The 17,284-nt window shown below is 62.2% G+C and carries 9 protein-coding genes and 1 tRNA gene; 3 read left to right on the top strand and 7 right to left on the bottom strand.

Annotated elements, in window-relative coordinates; all coding sequences use genetic code 11:
• Nucleotides 1-7 precede the first annotated feature (7 nt).
• A complete protein-coding gene (locus IP81_RS00945; protein ID WP_231626191.1) occupies nt 8-1,174 on the bottom strand; it encodes a GGDEF domain-containing protein in 1,167 nt (388 codons plus the stop codon).
• Between the two features lie 93 nt (nt 1,175-1,267).
• On the bottom strand, nt 1,268-1,975 hold the full coding sequence (locus IP81_RS00940) for a GcrA family cell cycle regulator (protein WP_054106104.1): 708 nt from the start codon (nt 1,973-1,975) through the stop codon (nt 1,268-1,270).
• A gap of 116 nt (nt 1,976-2,091) precedes the next feature.
• Between IP81_RS00940 and IP81_RS00935 the strand changes: the two genes are divergently transcribed.
• Nucleotides 2,092-2,988, top strand: a complete 897-nt coding sequence (locus IP81_RS00935; protein ID WP_054106103.1) for an ABC transporter permease — start codon at nt 2,092-2,094, stop codon at nt 2,986-2,988.
• Nucleotides 2,989-3,014: 26 nt separating this feature from the next.
• Here the strand turns inward: IP81_RS00935 and hspQ are convergent, their stop codons facing one another.
• Nucleotides 3,015-3,395, bottom strand: a complete 381-nt coding sequence (hspQ, locus tag IP81_RS00930; protein WP_054106102.1) for a heat shock protein HspQ — start codon at nt 3,393-3,395, stop codon at nt 3,015-3,017.
• Nucleotides 3,396-3,543: 148 nt separating this feature from the next.
• Here hspQ and IP81_RS00925 point away from each other — a divergent pair.
• Nucleotides 3,544-3,633 (top strand) — tRNA-Ser (locus IP81_RS00925).
• A 316-nt stretch (nt 3,634-3,949) separates the two neighbouring features.
• Here the strand turns inward: IP81_RS00925 and IP81_RS00920 are convergent.
• The 4 genes from IP81_RS00920 to IP81_RS00905 all read right to left on the bottom strand — a co-directional run bounded on the left by IP81_RS00920 (nt 3,950) and on the right by IP81_RS00905 (nt 15,955).
• Complete coding sequence (locus tag IP81_RS00920; RefSeq protein WP_054106101.1) at nt 3,950-4,882, bottom strand: acetyl-CoA carboxylase carboxyltransferase subunit alpha; 933 nt, start codon at nt 4,880-4,882, stop codon at nt 3,950-3,952.
• A gap of 22 nt (nt 4,883-4,904) precedes the next feature.
• Nucleotides 4,905-8,594: an SDR family oxidoreductase gene (locus tag IP81_RS00915; RefSeq protein ID WP_054106100.1), complete on the bottom strand. Its 3,690-nt coding sequence runs from the start codon at nt 8,592-8,594 to the stop codon at nt 4,905-4,907.
• A 115-nt stretch (nt 8,595-8,709) separates the two neighbouring features.
• Complete coding sequence (locus tag IP81_RS00910) at nt 8,710-14,229, bottom strand: AMP-binding protein (protein WP_054106099.1); 5,520 nt, start codon at nt 14,227-14,229, stop codon at nt 8,710-8,712.
• 1,117 nt (nt 14,230-15,346) lie between these two features.
• Complete coding sequence (locus IP81_RS00905) at nt 15,347-15,955, bottom strand: TetR family transcriptional regulator C-terminal domain-containing protein (protein ID WP_054106247.1); 609 nt, start codon at nt 15,953-15,955, stop codon at nt 15,347-15,349.
• Nucleotides 15,956-16,016: 61 nt separating this feature from the next.
• Between IP81_RS00905 and IP81_RS00900 the strand changes: the two genes are divergently transcribed.
• Complete coding sequence (locus tag IP81_RS00900) at nt 16,017-17,216, top strand: aromatic ring-hydroxylating dioxygenase subunit alpha (protein ID WP_054106098.1); 1,200 nt, start codon at nt 16,017-16,019, stop codon at nt 17,214-17,216.
• Nucleotides 17,217-17,284 lie beyond the last annotated feature (68 nt).

Below are 17,284 nucleotides of genomic sequence, written 5' to 3'. Positions count from 1 at the left end.
GTCAGGCCTACGCCGCGTCTTGCAGGGGCGGCGGGTCCCGGCCTGCCAGCTTGATCAGGTTCCGGCCTGACTGCTTGGCGGTGTAGAGCGCCGCGTCTGCTGCGCGCAAAGCTTCGCTTTTGGACGGATAGGCGAACACGTCAGCAATGCCGCCCGAGAAGGTGACTTTGCCAAACGGCATGTCGGTTGCCCGATTGACGAGGCGTCTTTCGGCGATCTCTTCGCGCGCACCATCCAGCCGTTGCCATGCCTTTTCGGGCGTAATTGCGCGGAAGATGACGGCAAATTCCTCGCCCCCGTGCCGCGCCACGTGGCAGCGGGCGTTAGAAATGCGGCTGAGCGTTTCGGCGACCACTTTGAGCACGCGATCACCCGACGCGTGGCCATGGGTATCGTTCACGCGTTTGAAGTGATCAATATCGACAAAGGCGACGCAAAGGGCATCGCCCGCTTCCTTGGCGCTTTCAATCTCCTTGTCGAACATCACTTCAAAGGCGCGGCGGTTGGGAAGGCCGGTCAGGTGATCTTCATCGGCGACGCGGCGGGCCTCGTCCAAGCTTTGCTGTAGGGTGGACGCGCGCTTCTCGGATTCATTAAGGTTCTGTTCGATTTCGCGCGTGCGGCTCATCATCGCCCGCGCCAGCGAGGCGAGTTCGGTGATGACCACGCCGGCCTTGCTGACCTGTTCGAGATCATCCACGTGCTGTTGCAACGCTGCGCCATATTCGCTGGTGGCGCTGCGGGCGCTGTTGGTGGTGCGCGAGAACTCTTGCAGGCTTTCTTCGAGCCGGGTCATCAGCGCGGCGAGCATCTCGGCGCTGCTTTCGCCTTCTGCCTCGCGCTGCATCTGTTCGAGCCACTTGAGCGTGACCGGAAGGCCCGCTTCGGTGCGTTCAAGGATGGCCTGCGCTAGCTTGGGATTGCCGCCAGTGATGCAATCATATGCGATGCCCAGTGTCCGGGGCATTACTTCAAGATCATGATCGATGAGGAAATCAGCCACTTTGCCGATCATGCGGCGCTTGGCAGGCAACCAGATTTCGCGTGTCGTGGGATCACGAAAAGCATCGGCATCGACCGGGGGCACAGGTTCATGTGCTTGCTCGTCACCCGACAGGCCAAGCCATTTGAGCAAACGGGACCGCGAACCGCGCGCTGATTGTTCGTGATTCATGCACAGTAGAACGACGCGCGCCGCAGGGAATTAACCACTGCGGCGCGCGGAATTTGGCGATCCGGTATTGTCCCGAGGGAAAATACCCGAGTTTTAACGAACGCGCGGGCCGCCAAACGGCATTGGCGGTGGAGGACGGCGATGTCCGCGTGGCAATTGTGCCTGATAGGCGCGGCCACAATGATCGACGCAATAGGGGAAACCGGGGTTCACTTTGTCACCACAGAAGTGGAAATCAGGTTCGCCCGGGTGGCCCATCGGCCAGCGGCAGATACGATCATTGAGATCAAGCAGGCTGGTCTTGTCCGAGATTTCAGGGCTGGGACGAGCGGGCACGAGGCGGCGCGGCGGCGCTGGCGGAATCGGGGCCTGCTGATCACCGGGGCCTTGGCGCAAAAAGCCACCGGGGCCGACCGAAACGATTCGCGGCATCTGCTTGGGCACCGGCGCATCCGTGCCGGGTTCCGCAGTAACATCGCGCGGTTCAGGCGTTGGCGCAGCGGCGCGCGGTGCCGGGGGAGGAGTGGGCGTTGGCGCCGGGCGCGGCGGCACGGCCATCTTCGGTTCCGGTGCAGGTGGCGGCGTGGGCTTTGCCACCTTGGGCGCTGTCGCAACGACCGGTGCCTCGGTCTTCTCGTTGGCCTTTACAGGCGAAGGGCGTGATTTCAGGCCCAGGCGGTGGGCTTTGCCGATAACAGCATTGCGGCTGACACCGCCAAGCTCTTCGGCGATCTGGCTGGCGGTCGAGCCGCCTTCCCACATCTTCGCCAGCTTTTCGATGCGCTCTTCGGTCCAGCTCATGCCTTCAAACGTCCTTCATGCGGAGGGGCGGTGCCCGACCGTTTTCTTCTGTCCGGGCAACATTGCCCGGTCGGCAATTCTTGCCATTGCCTTGCCCGCGCGATACCGCACTCGGCATGGCCATTCAATCGTCACCCCGGGATGGGGCAATCACCGACAACGCGGATCCCCGCAACGCCGAAACCTTCACTCCACCCGGGCAGCCGGTGTTTCGCGGCTTCAACAAGTTGGGGCTGTGGACTCTCTATATGAAGGAAGTCCGTCGTTTCTTCAAGGTGCAGACCCAGACGATCTGGGCACCGGCGGTAACAACCCTGCTTTATCTCATGATCTTCACGCTGGCACTGGGCGGTGGAGCCAGTGGCAGCAGCCGGATTGTGTTGGGTGTGAACTTTGCCAGCTTCGTGGCTCCCGGCCTGATTGCGATGGCGATGATCAACAATGCCTTTGCCAATTCCAGCTTCAGCCTGCTGGGCGGCAAGATACAGGGCACGATTGTCGATTATCTGATGCCGCCGATCAGCACCGGTGAACTGATGAGTGCGCTGATCGGTGCAGCCGTGACGCGCGCGGTGTTGGTGGGCTTTGCTGTGGCTGGTGCGATGCTGCTGTGGCCCGGCGTGGATTTGCACGTGGCGCACCTTTGGGCCGTGATCTGGTTCGGTTTGATGGGCTCAATTCTCTTGGCGCAAATCGGCGTGCTGACATCGATCTGGGCAGAAAAGTTTGATCATAACGCTGCAATCACCAACTTTGTGATCACGCCGCTGTCGATGCTTTCAGGTACGTTTTACGTGATTGATAATCTTGCGCCCGCGTTTCAGGCGGTCAGCCGGGCGAATCCGATTTTCTATGTGATCTCGGGCTTCCGCTTCGGCTTTCTGGGCAAGAGCGATATTGGCGATACCAACTTGGCGGTTCTGCATGGCGCGATTGGCTTGGGCGTGCTGAATCTGGCGCTGGCAGCGCTGCTTTATGTTGTGTTGCGTTCCGGTTGGAAGCTGAAAAGCTGAACGGGGGGACGTCCCTCCGCTACTTCCTAGTGCGAGAGGCTGCGGTGCAGGTGGTAGCGTCCATTGCGGAAACCATCGAACATCTCTTCGATCGATGGGTGATCCACCGGCCCTGCATCGGCATCGCCCAGCAGGTTTTGCTGGCTGACATAGGCCACATAGCTGCTCTCGTCATTTTCGGCGAGGAGGTGGTAAAAGGGCTGGTCGCGAAGCGGGCGGATGTCTTCGGGAATCGATTGATACCATTCTTCGCTATTGGCAAAGACGGGATCGACATCGATCACCACGCCGCGAAAGCCGAACGTACGATGCCGCACGACTTCACCAATCGAGAAGCGCGCCGTTGAGACGGGGGGAGCCGAAATATCGCGTCCGGCTTGAGGCGAAAAGAAACTCGCACGGTCCATGTCCCTCATATAGGCGCATGCCGCGCTGCAAACAAGCGAGCCAATGGAAAAGGTTGCCGTTTTTTGCTTGGCAAGACCGAAACCATGCGCTAACCGCGCGCTTCCTCGACCGGGTAATGCCTTCACAGGCACCCAAAGGACACTTCGCGGAGAGGTGGCAGAGTGGTCGAATGCACCGCACTCGAAATGCGGCATACGGGTGACCGTATCCAGGGTTCGAATCCCTGCCTCTCCGCCAATTCCTCTTGATTTCATTGGAAAATTTAGAGGATTTTGGGAATTGCCCTTAAAAACACCCTGAAAGATGGCGCGGCTTAGGGCGGCTGGCCCTGAACGCTAGCGGTCACCTGATCTCGAAACTGGACCACACCGCACATTCCGGTTTCCACATTCCTTGCAGCAAAAGCGTTGTTCGAGTTACGGCATTGAACGCCACCAGCCGCGCCGATGGCAGAGCGTTATCAGCATCTCAGGATCACAGCAGGTTGCTATAAGGGGCCAGTCAAACGAATGGTGAGTGTCGGGTATTGCCACAAAACCTGCCGCTTGACTTCTCAGAGTTCGCCCAGTTGCATGAAGAAATTCCAGCGTTCGGTGCGCAGCTCTTCGGCATTAAGCGTTGCCATATCGCCGAGTTCTGTGCGTAGCGCGTTGGCAAGGCGCTTGATAGTCTCGGCATGGTTGCGGTGCGCGCCGCCGGCCGGTTCATAGACGATACGGTGGATCACACCAAGCTGGAGCAGATCGGCTGACGTCATTTTCATCGCTTCGGCTGCATCAGCAGCGCGGTCTGCGCCCCGCCAGAGGATCGAGGCGCAGCCTTCGGGTGAGATCACTGAATAGACCGAATGCTCCAGCATAAGCACGCGGTTGGCCGACGCCAGCGCCACCGCGCCGCCTGATCCGCCTTCGCCCACGATCACCGCGATCAATGGCACGCCGAGCGAAAGGCACTTTTCTGTGCTGCGCGCGATGGCCTCGGCCTGTCCGCGCGCTTCGGCGTCGACTCCGGGAAATGCGCCGGGGGTATCAACCAGCGTGATCACTGGCATGCCAAACCGGTCGGCCAAGTCCATCAGGCGTATCGCCTTGCGGTAGCCTTCGGGCCGCGCCATGCCAAAATTGTGCCTGAGGCGCGATGTGGTGTCCTCCCCCTTGGCATGGCCGATGACGACAACTGCGCGCCCGCCAAACCGCGCAAAGCCACCGATGATAGCCTGATCGTTGCCGAAGTTGCGGTCACCTCCCAGCGGCAGGAAATCATCAAACAGGCCTTGCACGTAGTGCGCAAAGTGCGGCCGCGCGGAATGGCGCGCGACTTGGGTACGCTGCCACGGTGTCAGTCGCGCGTAGATGTCGATGAGTTGGCGCGTGGCCCGCTCATCAAGCATCGCGGATTCATCTTCCCGTCCCCCGGAAGCGCGCAAGGTCGCTGCACGCTTTGCGAGGGCCTCGACCGGCTTTTCAAACGCAAGGTAGTCCATCAAATCGTCCTGCTACCCTATCCCGCTACACCGTCATCGACATCCCGCGATAGATCCGCGCACGATAGCGCGAATCCTCGGCATCGGGGAGGGGAGTGCCGACCAGCAGTACCGCGCGGGCAAAGCGCTTCACTTCTTCCAGATGCTCATCCAGATCGCGCGGCTCTTCCGAACGCACGCGGCGGGTGAGGTTGATCTGGTTGACTGGGGCGCCGTGGACCAGCCGCTCGTTTTCCACCGCGAGGGTGGCAGTGAACGAGTGCAGCGTCGTCTTGATGAAGTTGGCCAGAGCAAACGCCGGGCTTTTGTCGCCCATCGGCACATCGGGCGAAACCAGCACGAGCTGGCAATCATCATAGAGCGATGCCTTGCGCGCCACCCGGAAATGCGTGGTGAGGTTGTCGGCCACAAGGCCGCGGAATTCCTCTGGCGTGAGCAGTGCATCTGTGGCGAAGAGCTTGGTCGGAAGCGCCTGCAGCGGGGTCGAGACGATCGTCGTCGGATGGCCCCATTGCGCAAGCGAGCTGTCCATCGCGGCTTCGACGCCGCCTTCCAGCAGCACCATTTCAAGCGGCGCATCCTCGATATCGGAGAGCGCCTCCTTGATCGCGGCAAACCCGGCTGCCGTGCTGGTCATCAGCACTACGCGCGCAACGTGGCATTCGCTTATGAATTCGCGCGCAGTTTCCGCAAGGTAGTCGGTCAGGTGCTCGCCGATGAGCCACACTGTGCGGCCTCGCATCTGGTCGAGCCGCTCCTGCTTGGGACTCCCGAACAGTTCGCGCTCGGTGGTCGAACGTTCCACGCTCAGGCCGCCCGAGGGCATGAACGTTTCGCCCGAGACGGCGCGGTCGGCGAGGAAGAATACGGTGGCCTGCGCGACGTCGGTTTCGGTTGGCATCTTGCCGAGGAACAGTTGCGAAAGCACGCCGGTGCCGACTTTCTTGGCTTCCACCGCGATCTTTTCAGCGGGCAGGAAAGGCTGGTCCTCGGGCGGGGTCTTGAGCAGCCAGTTGCTGTTTGCTTCCGGCGTATCGGGCCGTTCGGCCCATTCTGGGGAATCGAGGAAATAGCCAGCACTGCGCAGCCGCGAAACCAGCTTGGCCGCGATATCTGGCGTCATGAGATAGCGGTCCCAGGTGCACAGGCCGTCACCCTCGCGCGCGCAGGCCAGCGCCAGCTCGCGGATTTCGCGCGGGTTGTTTGTATCGTGCGACATGCGCACTGTGTCATTGCGCGAAAGGCGGCTGAGCAGCGCTTCCACCCGCACCCCGCGCCGCAGCGACTTGACCACAGCCGCATGGACCGCATTGAGCCGCTTGTTCGCCAAGATCAGCTTGCCGCGCCGCTCGAACAGACCTGGCTTTCCGCCAGTGCCCGCCAAACGGTCGCCATCGACTGGGCCCGGCGCAATTGCGTTGAACTGGACTTCCGGCCCGAGATACCGCGCCATCGATTCCACCATCGCGCGCTGGCCAGACTTGGACGCGGCATAGTCCGCGCGGTTCGGATAGGCGACCGCGAGGTACTTTTCGCCGCCGAAGTAGGACGAGACATTGAGCACATAGCCCGAGCCTTGCGCCTTCATGATCGGCACAGCGTGGTGCATCAGCGTGAAGTTCGAGATCAAGTTGGCGTCGAGCGTGTAGTTCCACGCGTCGAGGCTCATATCCACGACCATCTCTTCCGCGCCGGCCACACCCGCGTTGTTGATCAGATAGTCGATCCGGCCGAACGCCTTCATTGTGGCGTCAACGGCGGCCTTGAGGCTGTCGAGATTGCTCACGTCCATGCCTGCCATGGTCTGCACGCGGCGTTCGACCCCGGCAAAGCCGATGTCCTCCAGTTCGCTGACAATGCGCGCGCGGGCCACCGCGAGTTCGCTTTCACGCCGCGCCACCATCATCACCTTGGCGCCCGCAAGCGCGAGGAGCCGGGCGACCTGGCCGCCGATCCCTGCCGAACCGCCGGTGATCAGCGCCACCTTGCCCAGATGCAGCCCGGTGATGTTCTCGCTGAAGCCCGGCATCGCCTTGCGCGCGCCTGTGGCCTCGCCAATGCTGCGCGGCACATAGAGCGTGACTTCGCCGATCTTGCTTTCCTTGATCAGCACGCGCGCAGCATGACCTGCGGCAAAGCGTGTGCATTCGGCTTCTGCATTGGTGAAGCGCACGATCTGGTTGCCCCACTCGACTTGCCGCCGCCGTCCGTGGGCCACATCAATCTCGGACTCATAGCGCCACAGCCGAACCAGTTGCTCGATCGCGGCACGCAATGCATTGGCATAGACGTTCTCACGCCCGTCGCTGACATTCGACATGAAGATGAAGCGCGGTGCCTGGAGCAGCGAATCGTGTCGCTTCCAATAGCGGCTGAGTGCGCGGGCGAGCGCCATAGCGCCGACCAACTCGACATCCATAAAGGCTGCGACTTCCTCGTCCGACATGTCGACGAGTTTGCCGGTCAGTTCGCCCCGAGCGAAGGCGGGGAGGATGATGGCACCGGTTATCGGCGAATGGGCCTCGGTATAGCGCGCTAACGCCGCCTCGGTCATCGCGGGTTCGGTGCGGTTGATCCGTACTATGGTGAGCGCCTCACCAATGCCTTCGGCCTTCGCCCGCGCTTGTGCGATGGAAGCATCGGTCTGGCGCGGCAGACCGAGCAGCACGCTTGCGCCGCAGGCGATCTGGATCTTGGCGATCTCCATCGCATCTTCCCAGTCGTCACCCGCCGCAATGAGGATGGCAAGACCGGCGCCATCCATCGAGCGCATGGTCGGACGCGCGAGATAGGTCGAGCGCTCCTCCTTGCGCACGGTCATGCCATGCGTGACCTCGAAATCGTGGCCGTTATACGAAGCGGATTCGTCGCTGCCGAGGAACACGCAGGTTGAGGCGATGTCATCGGGCACAGGGAAAGTCTTGGCCTTCGGGGCGCCGTTCACGCTGCGCTCCAGCGACATCATGTCGAAGAAGGTCTGCGCCGTGGTCCCCTGATCGTCTCCGCGCAGGTTGTCCATCGCGGCAAAGACCGTGCGGATGCGCTCGCTCTCGATCGGGCCGGGGAACACGAGGTTGACGCGAATACCCTTGGGGCCAAGTTCAAGCGATAACTCGCGCGACCATGCGTTCATTGCCGCTTTGGGCACCACATAGGCGGAACGCGCATAATAGGGCGTGCGCGAGAAGATCGTCGAGACGTTGATGATCGATCCGCCTTCACCCATGGCCGAGGCAGCGGTGCGCGCAATATTCCATGCCACGCCGAAGATGTTGCGCATGGCCGCGCCCACGGTTTCGGTGTCGGTCGAGCCCTTTTTCTGGAGCGCAGCGAGCTCTTCGGCGCTGAACGGCAGCTGCTCGATGGTCTGCTTTGGACCGGCGGACCCCGCGTTGTTGACGAGAATGTCGATCTTGCCGAAACGTTTGACGACATCGGCAATGCCATCGCGCACCGACTGCGGATCGCCGCCATCGAGCACAACGGTGGCAAGGAGGGTTTCGTCAACGCCGCTGGCTTTCCGCATGGCAGTGGCGGCCGCCTCCAGCCGCTCGGAAGTGCGCCCTGTCATAACGACTGTCGCGCCCTCGGCCAGATAGTGGCGCACGATGTAGCCGCCCAGATTGCCCGCCGCGCCGGTAACAAGCGCAATCTTGCCCGCAAGGCGTCCGCCTGTTGTCACTGCTGCTGCCCCATTGGTCTTTGCCTTGGCCATGTCACTCTCCTGCAAGATTTAAGGCGCCAAGTATGCGCCGATTGCGGTGTCCAAAGCCTGGGGAGGGCAGCTTGAAAGGGGGCCGCGCTAACGCGGTGCGATAGATCGCGTGCGTCTAGGAGTCGTCCGCGCCTGCTTCGTTTACCGCCCAGGCCTCAAGCAGCGCATCGCGGCTGCGAAGGCCCATTGCGGGGAGGGCGTGGTTAACGACGTAGGTCGAGCCTGAATGGCGGTTGTCCCACATCGCTTGGTGCGCTTCGGGGAGGCCGTCCCATGGCACGACCTCAGGGTCGGTCACTTCAAGCAGGCCCGCCGCGATCATGTCGTTCATGCGCGAAACTTCGTAGGCATTGCACAAGTGCGTGCCGAGGATCGAGGCCGTGGGCATGAGGATCTTGCGCTGGCGGGTCCAGACTTGTGGCGCATAGAACGTGAAGCGCCCGCCGCTCATGTCCTCCGAAAACACGACGCGGCCGGTAAAGGGCTTAACCAGCGACGTCGAGACTCCGAGCGTGTCCTGACCCATGCGTTCGAACACCAGATCGGGCGCGCCGCGCGGGTTGTCGGCTGAGCGCAGGATCTTGCCAACCGCGCTGCCGAACGGCTTCATCACGCGGTCTTGATAATCGCGCACCGCCGCCTTGAAAACCTCGATATCGGCCTTGGCATCGGGCAGGCGGGGCATCGTGTCGGGCCAGAGGAAGTTGTCGCCCTCGCGCCGCCGGATCGCTTCAAGGCTGACGATGCCTTCGATCGCATCTTCAAGGCCCAGCGAGCCGAGGAATTCGCGCTGGCCGTCGGTCGTGGTGGCGACCACGCTGCGCGCGTTGAAGCGGCGGGCGGCTTCGATGATTTCGAGGCCCATGTCGTCAAGCAAGTCGGTCGAGCCGGGGCCGTAATAGATCAACACTGCCTCACCACCGCGCAACGCTGCGCGGCGCAGCATTTCTTCGGGGCTTGCCGCGCCGGGCTTGCCCATGAAGCTGAAGTGATAGCCTGACGAGGCACCGTAGAACGCCAGAGTGCCATTTTCGGCGAGGAGCTGGAAGCTGCGCGGAAACGCGGTTTCGCCCGCGTGGCTGACGACATAATCGGCCAGCTTGCCGCCGTTCAGCGCCTGGTATTCGGCCAGTAGCGGAGCGCCCGCTGCTTCCCAGGCGCGCGCTGCCTTGGTGTCTTCGGGCACCGTGGTGTAGAGGTCCGCAAAGCGCGGGTCCTTGCGGTCGATCGCGCCAACTGCGCCCTGCTGGCCGGTGATGAATGCAGCGCGTGCGGGGCTGGAGACGAGGCCCGTCACTTGCAGGCCGGTGCGCACCGACGAGCGCAGCGCATCGAGGCCGGTGCCCGTGGCCGCGCCCTCGACGAAGAGCGTGCGGCCCGGTGCGATTTGCAGCGTGGTGAACAGACAGCGCGAGATCGTGCCGAGGTTCAGCACATAGCTGCCCGCCTGTTCCAAGGTCAGGTTCGGCGGCACCGCGTGCATCTGCGGGGCCTGCACGGTCAGGAATTGGGCATGGCTGCCCGTCTCGGTTTCGTAGCCCTGGATCGAAAAGCCCGCGTACATCGGATCGTTGCCGACCATCGGCGAGAGCAGATCATTGGTGCCAGAATAGACGGTAACGAGATCGCCGACCTTCACCCGGCCATTGGCGCGCGTCTCGCTGCCAAGTGCGGCGACGAGCGCGATGCCGCCCGAGCCGGTGGTCTGCACGTCTTCTTCATGGCTATCGAAGGGCGAGACCGGAATACCCGTCAGCGCCCAGATATCGTTGAAGTTGACCTCGCTGGTCAGCATGTAAAGCAGCGCTTCGTTGGGCGCTGGTTCGGGCACTTTCACGATCAACTCGCGTTCGTGCGTGGCGGGCTGGCCAAACCGGGGCGCACCCGTATCGGGATCGCGCGCGATGCCGAATGCATATTGCCATTCTGGAATCGCGGTGACGCCGGGATAGAACGGCGAGCCGACGGGGAGCAGATCGCCGCTGGCTTCAAGCGCGGCGCTGCGAGGCGCATGTTCGCTGTCGATCCACACACCATCGCGCCGCACCGGAAGCGGCGGGCTGACTTTGTCCATGAACTGGCGAATGCCGGTCTTGCCGCCTTCGGGATCGATGATCGCCTCGGCAAACAGCGCGGCCTCGCGCGCCAGACCTGCCGCCATGCCTTGTTCAAGGCCAGTGCGCACCGCATCGAGGGCCTGCGCACCCGCAGTGCCGCGACCAGCCCAATCGAGCTGGCGCAAGATCCGCTGGAGAAAATCGTCCTGCATCACGCTATCGAGATCGACGACGGAAGCCTCCTCCCACCGCGCGGTGGCCGCTTCGCGCGCCGCAAAGGCCTTGCCCAGCGTGCTGTCTTCACCATGCCGCACGAAATCGCGAACCAGTGCGTGGGCTTCGGCCAGCGCGTCGTGGCTGCCATCGGCGAGCGCATCGACGAGACCGATTTTGCTGGCCTGTGCTGCATCAATGCTGCGTCCGCCAAGAATCAGATCGAGCGCATCGCGCACGCCGGTTTCGCCGTGCTTGTCCGCGAGCAGGCGCGGCAGGCGCTGCGTACCGCCGTAACCGGGGAGCAGGCGCAGGCGGATTTCTGGCTGGCCGAAGCGTGCGGTGGTTTCCGCCACGCGGTAGTGGCAGGCCAGCGCGAATTCCATGCCGCCGCCCAGCGCGACGCCTTGCACCGCCGCGATGCACGGCTTGCCCATCGTTTCGATCTTGCGGAAGGCAAGCTGCGCGTTGTTGGGCAGCACCATCGCTTCATCGTGGGAATGGATTTCCTCCAGCATCTGCCGGATATCCGCACCCGCGACGAACGAGGCCGTGCCTTGCCCGGTGAACACTACCGCGACGACATCGTCCTTGCGAGCGAGATGCTCGACCACGATCACCAGTTCGTCGATCGCGCGTTCATTCAGCGCGTTGACCGGCGCGTTGGTGACGGTCACGGTGGCGACACGCTTGCCGGGGGCGCCAATGGAATCCAGCGCGTTGTATTGAATGAGGAAATAGCGATAGCGCTCGAACAGCGATTGCTCTTCGGAGAGGCGCTGCTGGCGCTGCCATGCGTCAATTACGGTCTTGAGCTCGGTCAGGCTTTCGGGGTTGCGCAAGGTGGTCACGTCACCTAGCTCGCCGCCCTCGACAAGCGCGCGGACCATGCGGCGCATGTACTTGCCCGAGCGGGTTTCGGGGAACTGGCTGACTTCGATGAAGTCCGCCGGCACCGCGACCGCGCCCTTTTCGGTGCGCACGAGATTGAACAGCCGCTGGCGGTCCTCCTCGGTCAGCTTGCGGCCCGCGACGGGCACGACGAAAGCGAGCGGGGTCAGCCCCTTCTCGCGGTGCGGCGCGCCGACGACGAGGACGTTGCCGACCGGCGAATCCGGATCGAGCGTCTTGTCGCGCAGCACCGCACCTTCGATTTCCTCGGTCCCCAAGCGGTGGCCCGAGACGTTGATCACATCATCGCTGCGGCCATGGAAGGAGAACGAGCCGTCGTCATGCGCGATGGCGAAATCGCCCTGCGTATAGGCCCATGCGCCCTGCCAGCGGCCCCAGTAGCCGCCTTCCCAACGCCCGGCATCGCCTGTCCAGCCGCCGACAACGCTGCCGTGCTCGACACGAAAATTCTCGACATCGCCCCAGATGGTGCGCGCCAGATAGGGGTAGGGGGCGGAAATGACGACTTCGCCCTTTTCGCCCGGCGCGGCGCGGCGCCAGCTTACACCTTCGCTCCCGGCGCGGGCGAAAGGTGCACTGCCGGGGCTGGCCTCTTCGTCCTCAACCCAGACTTCGCCGACAATCCAAGGCAGCGGGAAGGCGTGAGCATCGGCCTTGAGCGGGAAATCGGCGTTGCCGTAGAAATGCGTCCAAGCGATACCACCGTGCTCTGTCGCCCAGTAGCTGTTGATGTACTGCGGGGTTACGTGCTCCATGCCGAAGGCCTGCACGCTGGGGCTGGTCGGCTCCGCGCAGAACGTGGCAACGCGCAGGGACGCCATGCTGTAGCGCTGCACATCCGCAAGGTTCGAGGGATCGGACATGATCGACTTCATGAAGGTCACGCCCGCCTTGAAGATCGTAATCTTGTGCCGCTCGATCATCGAGGCGAAGCGGCCCGCGTGCGGGAAGACCGGCGAGCCTTCGAACACCACCGTGGTGACGCGCGAGAGCAACGCTGCGGAAATCTGATAGCTCTGCCCGGTAATCCAGCCCGGATCGGCCACGACGAAGATCGTATCGCCCGGCCGCGCATCGAACGCCACCTGCATCGATTGCGCGATCCCTGCGGTGTAGCCGCCGTGGACGTGGACAATGCCCTTGGGCTTGCCCGTGGAACCCGAGGTGTAGATGAAGAACAAGGGGTAATCGGAATCGACCGGCAGCGGCTTCGACGAGGCCCAGATCGCGCGCACAAAATCGGCATCCGGAAGCGCGAGCAGCGCCGCTTCGCCATTACCATCCACATTTGCGACACCGGCCTTGGCGAGAATGGTCTCCAGCGCCGCATCGGTAAGCTCGTGGCTCCAGCGGTCGCGCTCCTCGCGCCACACGATATCGGGCTGGGCGGTGTGGCGCACCACGATCACAGTATCGACGCGCGGCGGCAACGTGACGAGGCTGGAGGCAATGGTGAGCCGCACGCGCGCTGCATCGCTTGCTGCGATCCGGCCCGCTTCACCCAGCTTGATGAGCGCACGGCCGACGCCGCGCATGACGTCCGACCGTTCGACCGTGACTTCACCTGCAAGCGTTTCGGCGACGGTCGTGTGGATGACGGCGGCGTCGGCCGGATCAAGCCCGAGGTCGGTCGCTGCCAGCACGGCGAGCGCGGTGCTGACAGGCACATAGTTATCAAGCGCCGGATCGGTGTAAGCGGTCTTGAACGCAGCGACTTGCGCGCTCCGGTAGCTTCCGTCCGAGGTCACGATCACGCGCGCACCGGCGTCTGCGATACGGTCGGAAAGGGTCTTGTCGCTGAAGCCGCCGAACACAGCCGTGTAGACGATGCCCATCCGCTTGGCTGCTTCTGTCCAGAAGATCTGCGGCACGATGCTTGGCATGTTGAGCGCAATGCGGTCACCCGCCTTGAGGCCCAGACTTTCTAAGGCAACGGCGCACCTGGCAACTTCAAGCATAAGCCGCTTGCGCGAAACAGTGAAGGTATCGACCGGCGCGCCGCGCCCGCCGTCTGCCGCCATGTCCCAACGGTCGCCTTCGAAGATGATAGCGGCTTCATCGCCGTGGCCGGCGAGAACATGACGGTCGATCTCGTTGAACGCGGCGTTGGTGCGCCCGCCTGTAAACCAGCGCCAGTGCGGCGGGTTGGATGCGTCGAATGCAGTAGTCCAAGGAGCGAAATCGGCGGGGACGTCGGCGGTGACCGGCTCTCCCGATGCGGCATCCCAGCCCGACCATGTGCCAGCGGCATCGCGTGTCAGCCAGGAACCAGCTCTACCTTGCCCAGCCACAAACCAATGGATGCGCTGTGCGGCAATGCTACCATGAAAGGTGCCGGGATCGGCAAGCACGGCAGCGCGTATGGCTTCCCAATCCGCGCGCGTTCGCACAGGATTGACAAGGGCCACACGGGCCGCAGCAATTGCCGCTGCAGTCTGACCCGCTGCCGACATAACCGAATCGTTCTCTCCCAATTATTTATCCAATGAGCCTGAACATTTGCGACTTGGCAATATCAGCCTTGCAAGTTGCAATTCCTGCAAGGCCAGAACGTCTTGTGCGCTGGGCCCAAATCCTGTTTGTTTTCGGGATCAACAGGCATTTTTTGTCTAAAGTGGGTCTTACGAGTTGGTTTTTCCGACCTGAACCACAGCGGCTTATTGCAATTTCAGGCCGAGTTATGGGGATTTCAGTCTATTAGTTTGATAAAATTAGGTTTTATGAGAGTTAAGCGGGGCGTTGAGCGATCCAACTGGTCGTCATCCGCTTACTTCTCACAATCTACGTATAACCTATATGGTTATTAGGCCGATGTGCGGACCGCACAAATGGCAGGATTTTTCCGTGCAGAATAGTAAGCAACAGGTTGGCCGCGCAGATGTTAAGATTATTTGGTCTAGGCGACAGAGCGTTTCGAATTTGCGCCTGTCCGGTTCCTGAATCGAGACATCGCCCCCGATCAGGCCGTGTGTAACTCGGCTTCCATAACGCGCCAGAATGTCGTTGGCGCAGAGCGCCGCATTGGCTTGCGCAATAATTCAGGCGCAAACCTCCTTGCAGAACTTGTTGTCCGTAACACCAAATAAGTGTGCGCCCGCCACATGCGGATATGTGAGCAGGACCTCCTCGATCTCACGCGGGTAGATGCTTTCGCTGCCATGGATAATCATGTCCTTGATCCGGTCGGCCGGTGATGCGCACATAGCCTGCCGCTAAGATCGTCGCGACATCGCCCGAATGCATCCGGCGTCGATGGTCTCAGTGGTCCTGTTAGGATCGTCTCGGTACCCCAGCATCACCGCATAACCGCGCGAACAGTATTCGCCTTGTTCGCCACTCGTCAAAGTCGCCGCATCCGGTCCTATGATCCTGTCTTCGGCAGCGGGATGTAGCAAAACAACGGTCCCGGCGTGCTGTTCGATCGAGGCTTCGGCCTCCTGTTGCGAGCTTTAAACGCTCAGGTGACCGGCGTAAAACCGGTACAGGTCCAAATCAATACCTTGCTTGGGGTGGATGGAACGCCCCAGCGTCCTGTGATGGTCTAGTTGCCGCTACCCTGCCTGAGCCTGATCACCGACCTGTGATCGTGGCGAGGAAGCGGCGGGCGATTTCGCGGGCTTCCCCGCCGGAGAAGCAGCCGGGGGAGAGGCAGAGTTCGAGCCACAGGCCATCGACCATGGCCGTTACCGCGATGGCGTGGAGGCGCTGGTCGGCTTTTGGCACGCCGCAATCCCCCAAGAGCGTTTCCAGCCGCGCGCGGTAGGCGGCGTATTGTTCATCATGCTGGCGGGCGATGTCTTTGCGGGTGGTGACGAGGCTCCAGAACGCAATCCATGTGGCGAGCAGGGCCGGATCGGCAATCGGCGGGGTGAAACTGGCGGTGACGAAAGCTTCCAGCCTTGCGTGTGGGACTGCTCCGGCGGTGGCAACGGCATTGTCGAGAGCTTTGGAAACCTGTGCATCGACGTGGTCGTAGGTTGCCGCGACCAGCGCATCGACGCCGCCGAAGTAGTGGCCGACGAGACCCGCAGAGACACCTGCTTCAAGCGCGATGACCCTCACGCTGGCACCGGTCGGGCCATTTTTTGCCAATACCCGGGCGCAGGCCTCGATCAGGCTGAGCCGCCGTGCATCCGGCTCGGCGCGGCGAAATGCGGGGGAGGAGGCTTGTTCACGCATGGCTTGCACATTCTGCGCGTTGTTATACGAATGTTCAACAAGCAATTCTGGATTCGGGCATATGGACGATCTTTCCGGGGCATTCCGGCACATCTCATCAGACGAGGTCGATCCCGACGCGGACTGGAGCCTGCCGGGCTGGCTCTATACCGATGCCGAATACTTCGGGGCGGAGATGGAGCGGGTGATCCGCCCATCGTGGCAGATCGTGTGCCATGAAAGCGATATTGCGCAGCCAGGCGATTACCGGACGCTGGATTATCTGGGTGAAAGCGTGATCGCGATCCGGGGCGATGATGGCGTGATCCGCGCCTTCGCCAACGTCTGCCGCCACCGCGCGATGCGGCTGGTCGAGGGGCCTTCGGGCTGCGCGAAGAAGCTGGTCTGCCCTTATCATGCATGGACGTTCGAGCCGGACGGCAGATTGTCGGGCGTGCCGATGAAGTCTGATTATCCGGCGCTCAAGCTGGAAGAGAATGGCCTTGCGGCGGTTTCGGTCGAAATCTGGCAGGGTTTCGTGTTCGTGCGGCTGGTCGATGGCGGCTTCCCTAGCGTAGCCGAGATGATGGCACCGTTCGAGGCAGAGGTTGCGCCCTATCGCTTTGCGGACATGCGCCGGATCGGCGATGTGCGTCTGCGTGAGCGTGAGGTGAACTGGAAGAATGTTGGCGACAACTATTCCGACAATCTGCACATTCCCGTGGCGCACGATGGCCTGACGCGCATATTCGGCAAGTCATACGAGATTTCGAACCACGGTTGGGGCGACCGCATGAAGGGCGATCTGGTCGACAAGCCTTCGGCCAATTTCTGGGAGCGGTTCTATCAAGCGCACTTGCCGCACGTTCCGCACTTGCCGCAGGAATCGCAGCGGCGGTGGCTCTATTACAAGCTTTGGCCGAACATGGCGTTCGATATCTATGCAGACCAGATCGATTTCATGCAGTGGCTGCCGCTGACGCCTACGACCACGGTGCTGCGCGAGATGTGCTTCACGCTGCCCGATGCCTTTACCCCGGATGACAAACGCCGCGAGATGAAGCTGGTCCGCTATGCCAATTGGCGGATCAACCGGGTGGTCAACAAGGAAGACACCTGGCTGATCGAGCGCATCCAGCAGGGCATGGCTTCGGCCAGCTATGGCGCGGGGCCAATCGGCAAAAGCGAGGTGTGCCTGCGCAGCTTTGCGCGCAAGATCCGCGCGATCACACCGGTAGCGCGATTGCATAAAGCTCCGCCTGCGGGGTGGAGCAAGAAGTAGCAAACCTTCCATCCGTTCGTGTCGAGCGAAGTCGAGACACGTTGCGCGCAGTGTCTCGACTTCGCTCG

This window comes from Novosphingobium sp. AAP83 (genome assembly GCF_001295795.1).
GTDB lineage: Bacteria > Pseudomonadota > Alphaproteobacteria > Sphingomonadales > Sphingomonadaceae > Novosphingobium.
This window is presented reverse-complemented; position numbering and strand designations above follow the sequence as displayed.

Bases quoted from the DNA above. Each gene is read 5' to 3' on its own strand.
- IP81_RS00905 (WP_054106247.1), bottom strand. From the start codon at position 15,955: ATGCGTGAACAAGCCTCCTCCCCCGCATTTCGCCGCGCCGAGCCGGAT.
- hspQ (WP_054106102.1), bottom strand. From the start codon at position 3,395: ATGGACCGTGCGAGTTTCTTTTCGCCTCAAGCCGGACGCGATATTTCG.
- IP81_RS00900 (WP_054106098.1), top strand. From the start codon at position 16,017: ATGGACGATCTTTCCGGGGCATTCCGGCACATCTCATCAGACGAGGTC.
- IP81_RS00915 (WP_054106100.1), bottom strand. From the start codon at position 8,594: ATGGCCAAGGCAAAGACCAATGGGGCAGCAGCAGTGACAACAGGCGGA.
- IP81_RS00935 (WP_054106103.1), top strand. From the start codon at position 2,092: ATGGCCATTCAATCGTCACCCCGGGATGGGGCAATCACCGACAACGCG.
- IP81_RS00940 (WP_054106104.1), bottom strand. From the start codon at position 1,975: ATGAGCTGGACCGAAGAGCGCATCGAAAAGCTGGCGAAGATGTGGGAA.
- IP81_RS00910 (WP_054106099.1), bottom strand. From the start codon at position 14,229: ATGTCGGCAGCGGGTCAGACTGCAGCGGCAATTGCTGCGGCCCGTGTG.
- IP81_RS00945 (WP_231626191.1), bottom strand. From the start codon at position 1,174: ATGAATCACGAACAATCAGCGCGCGGTTCGCGGTCCCGTTTGCTCAAA.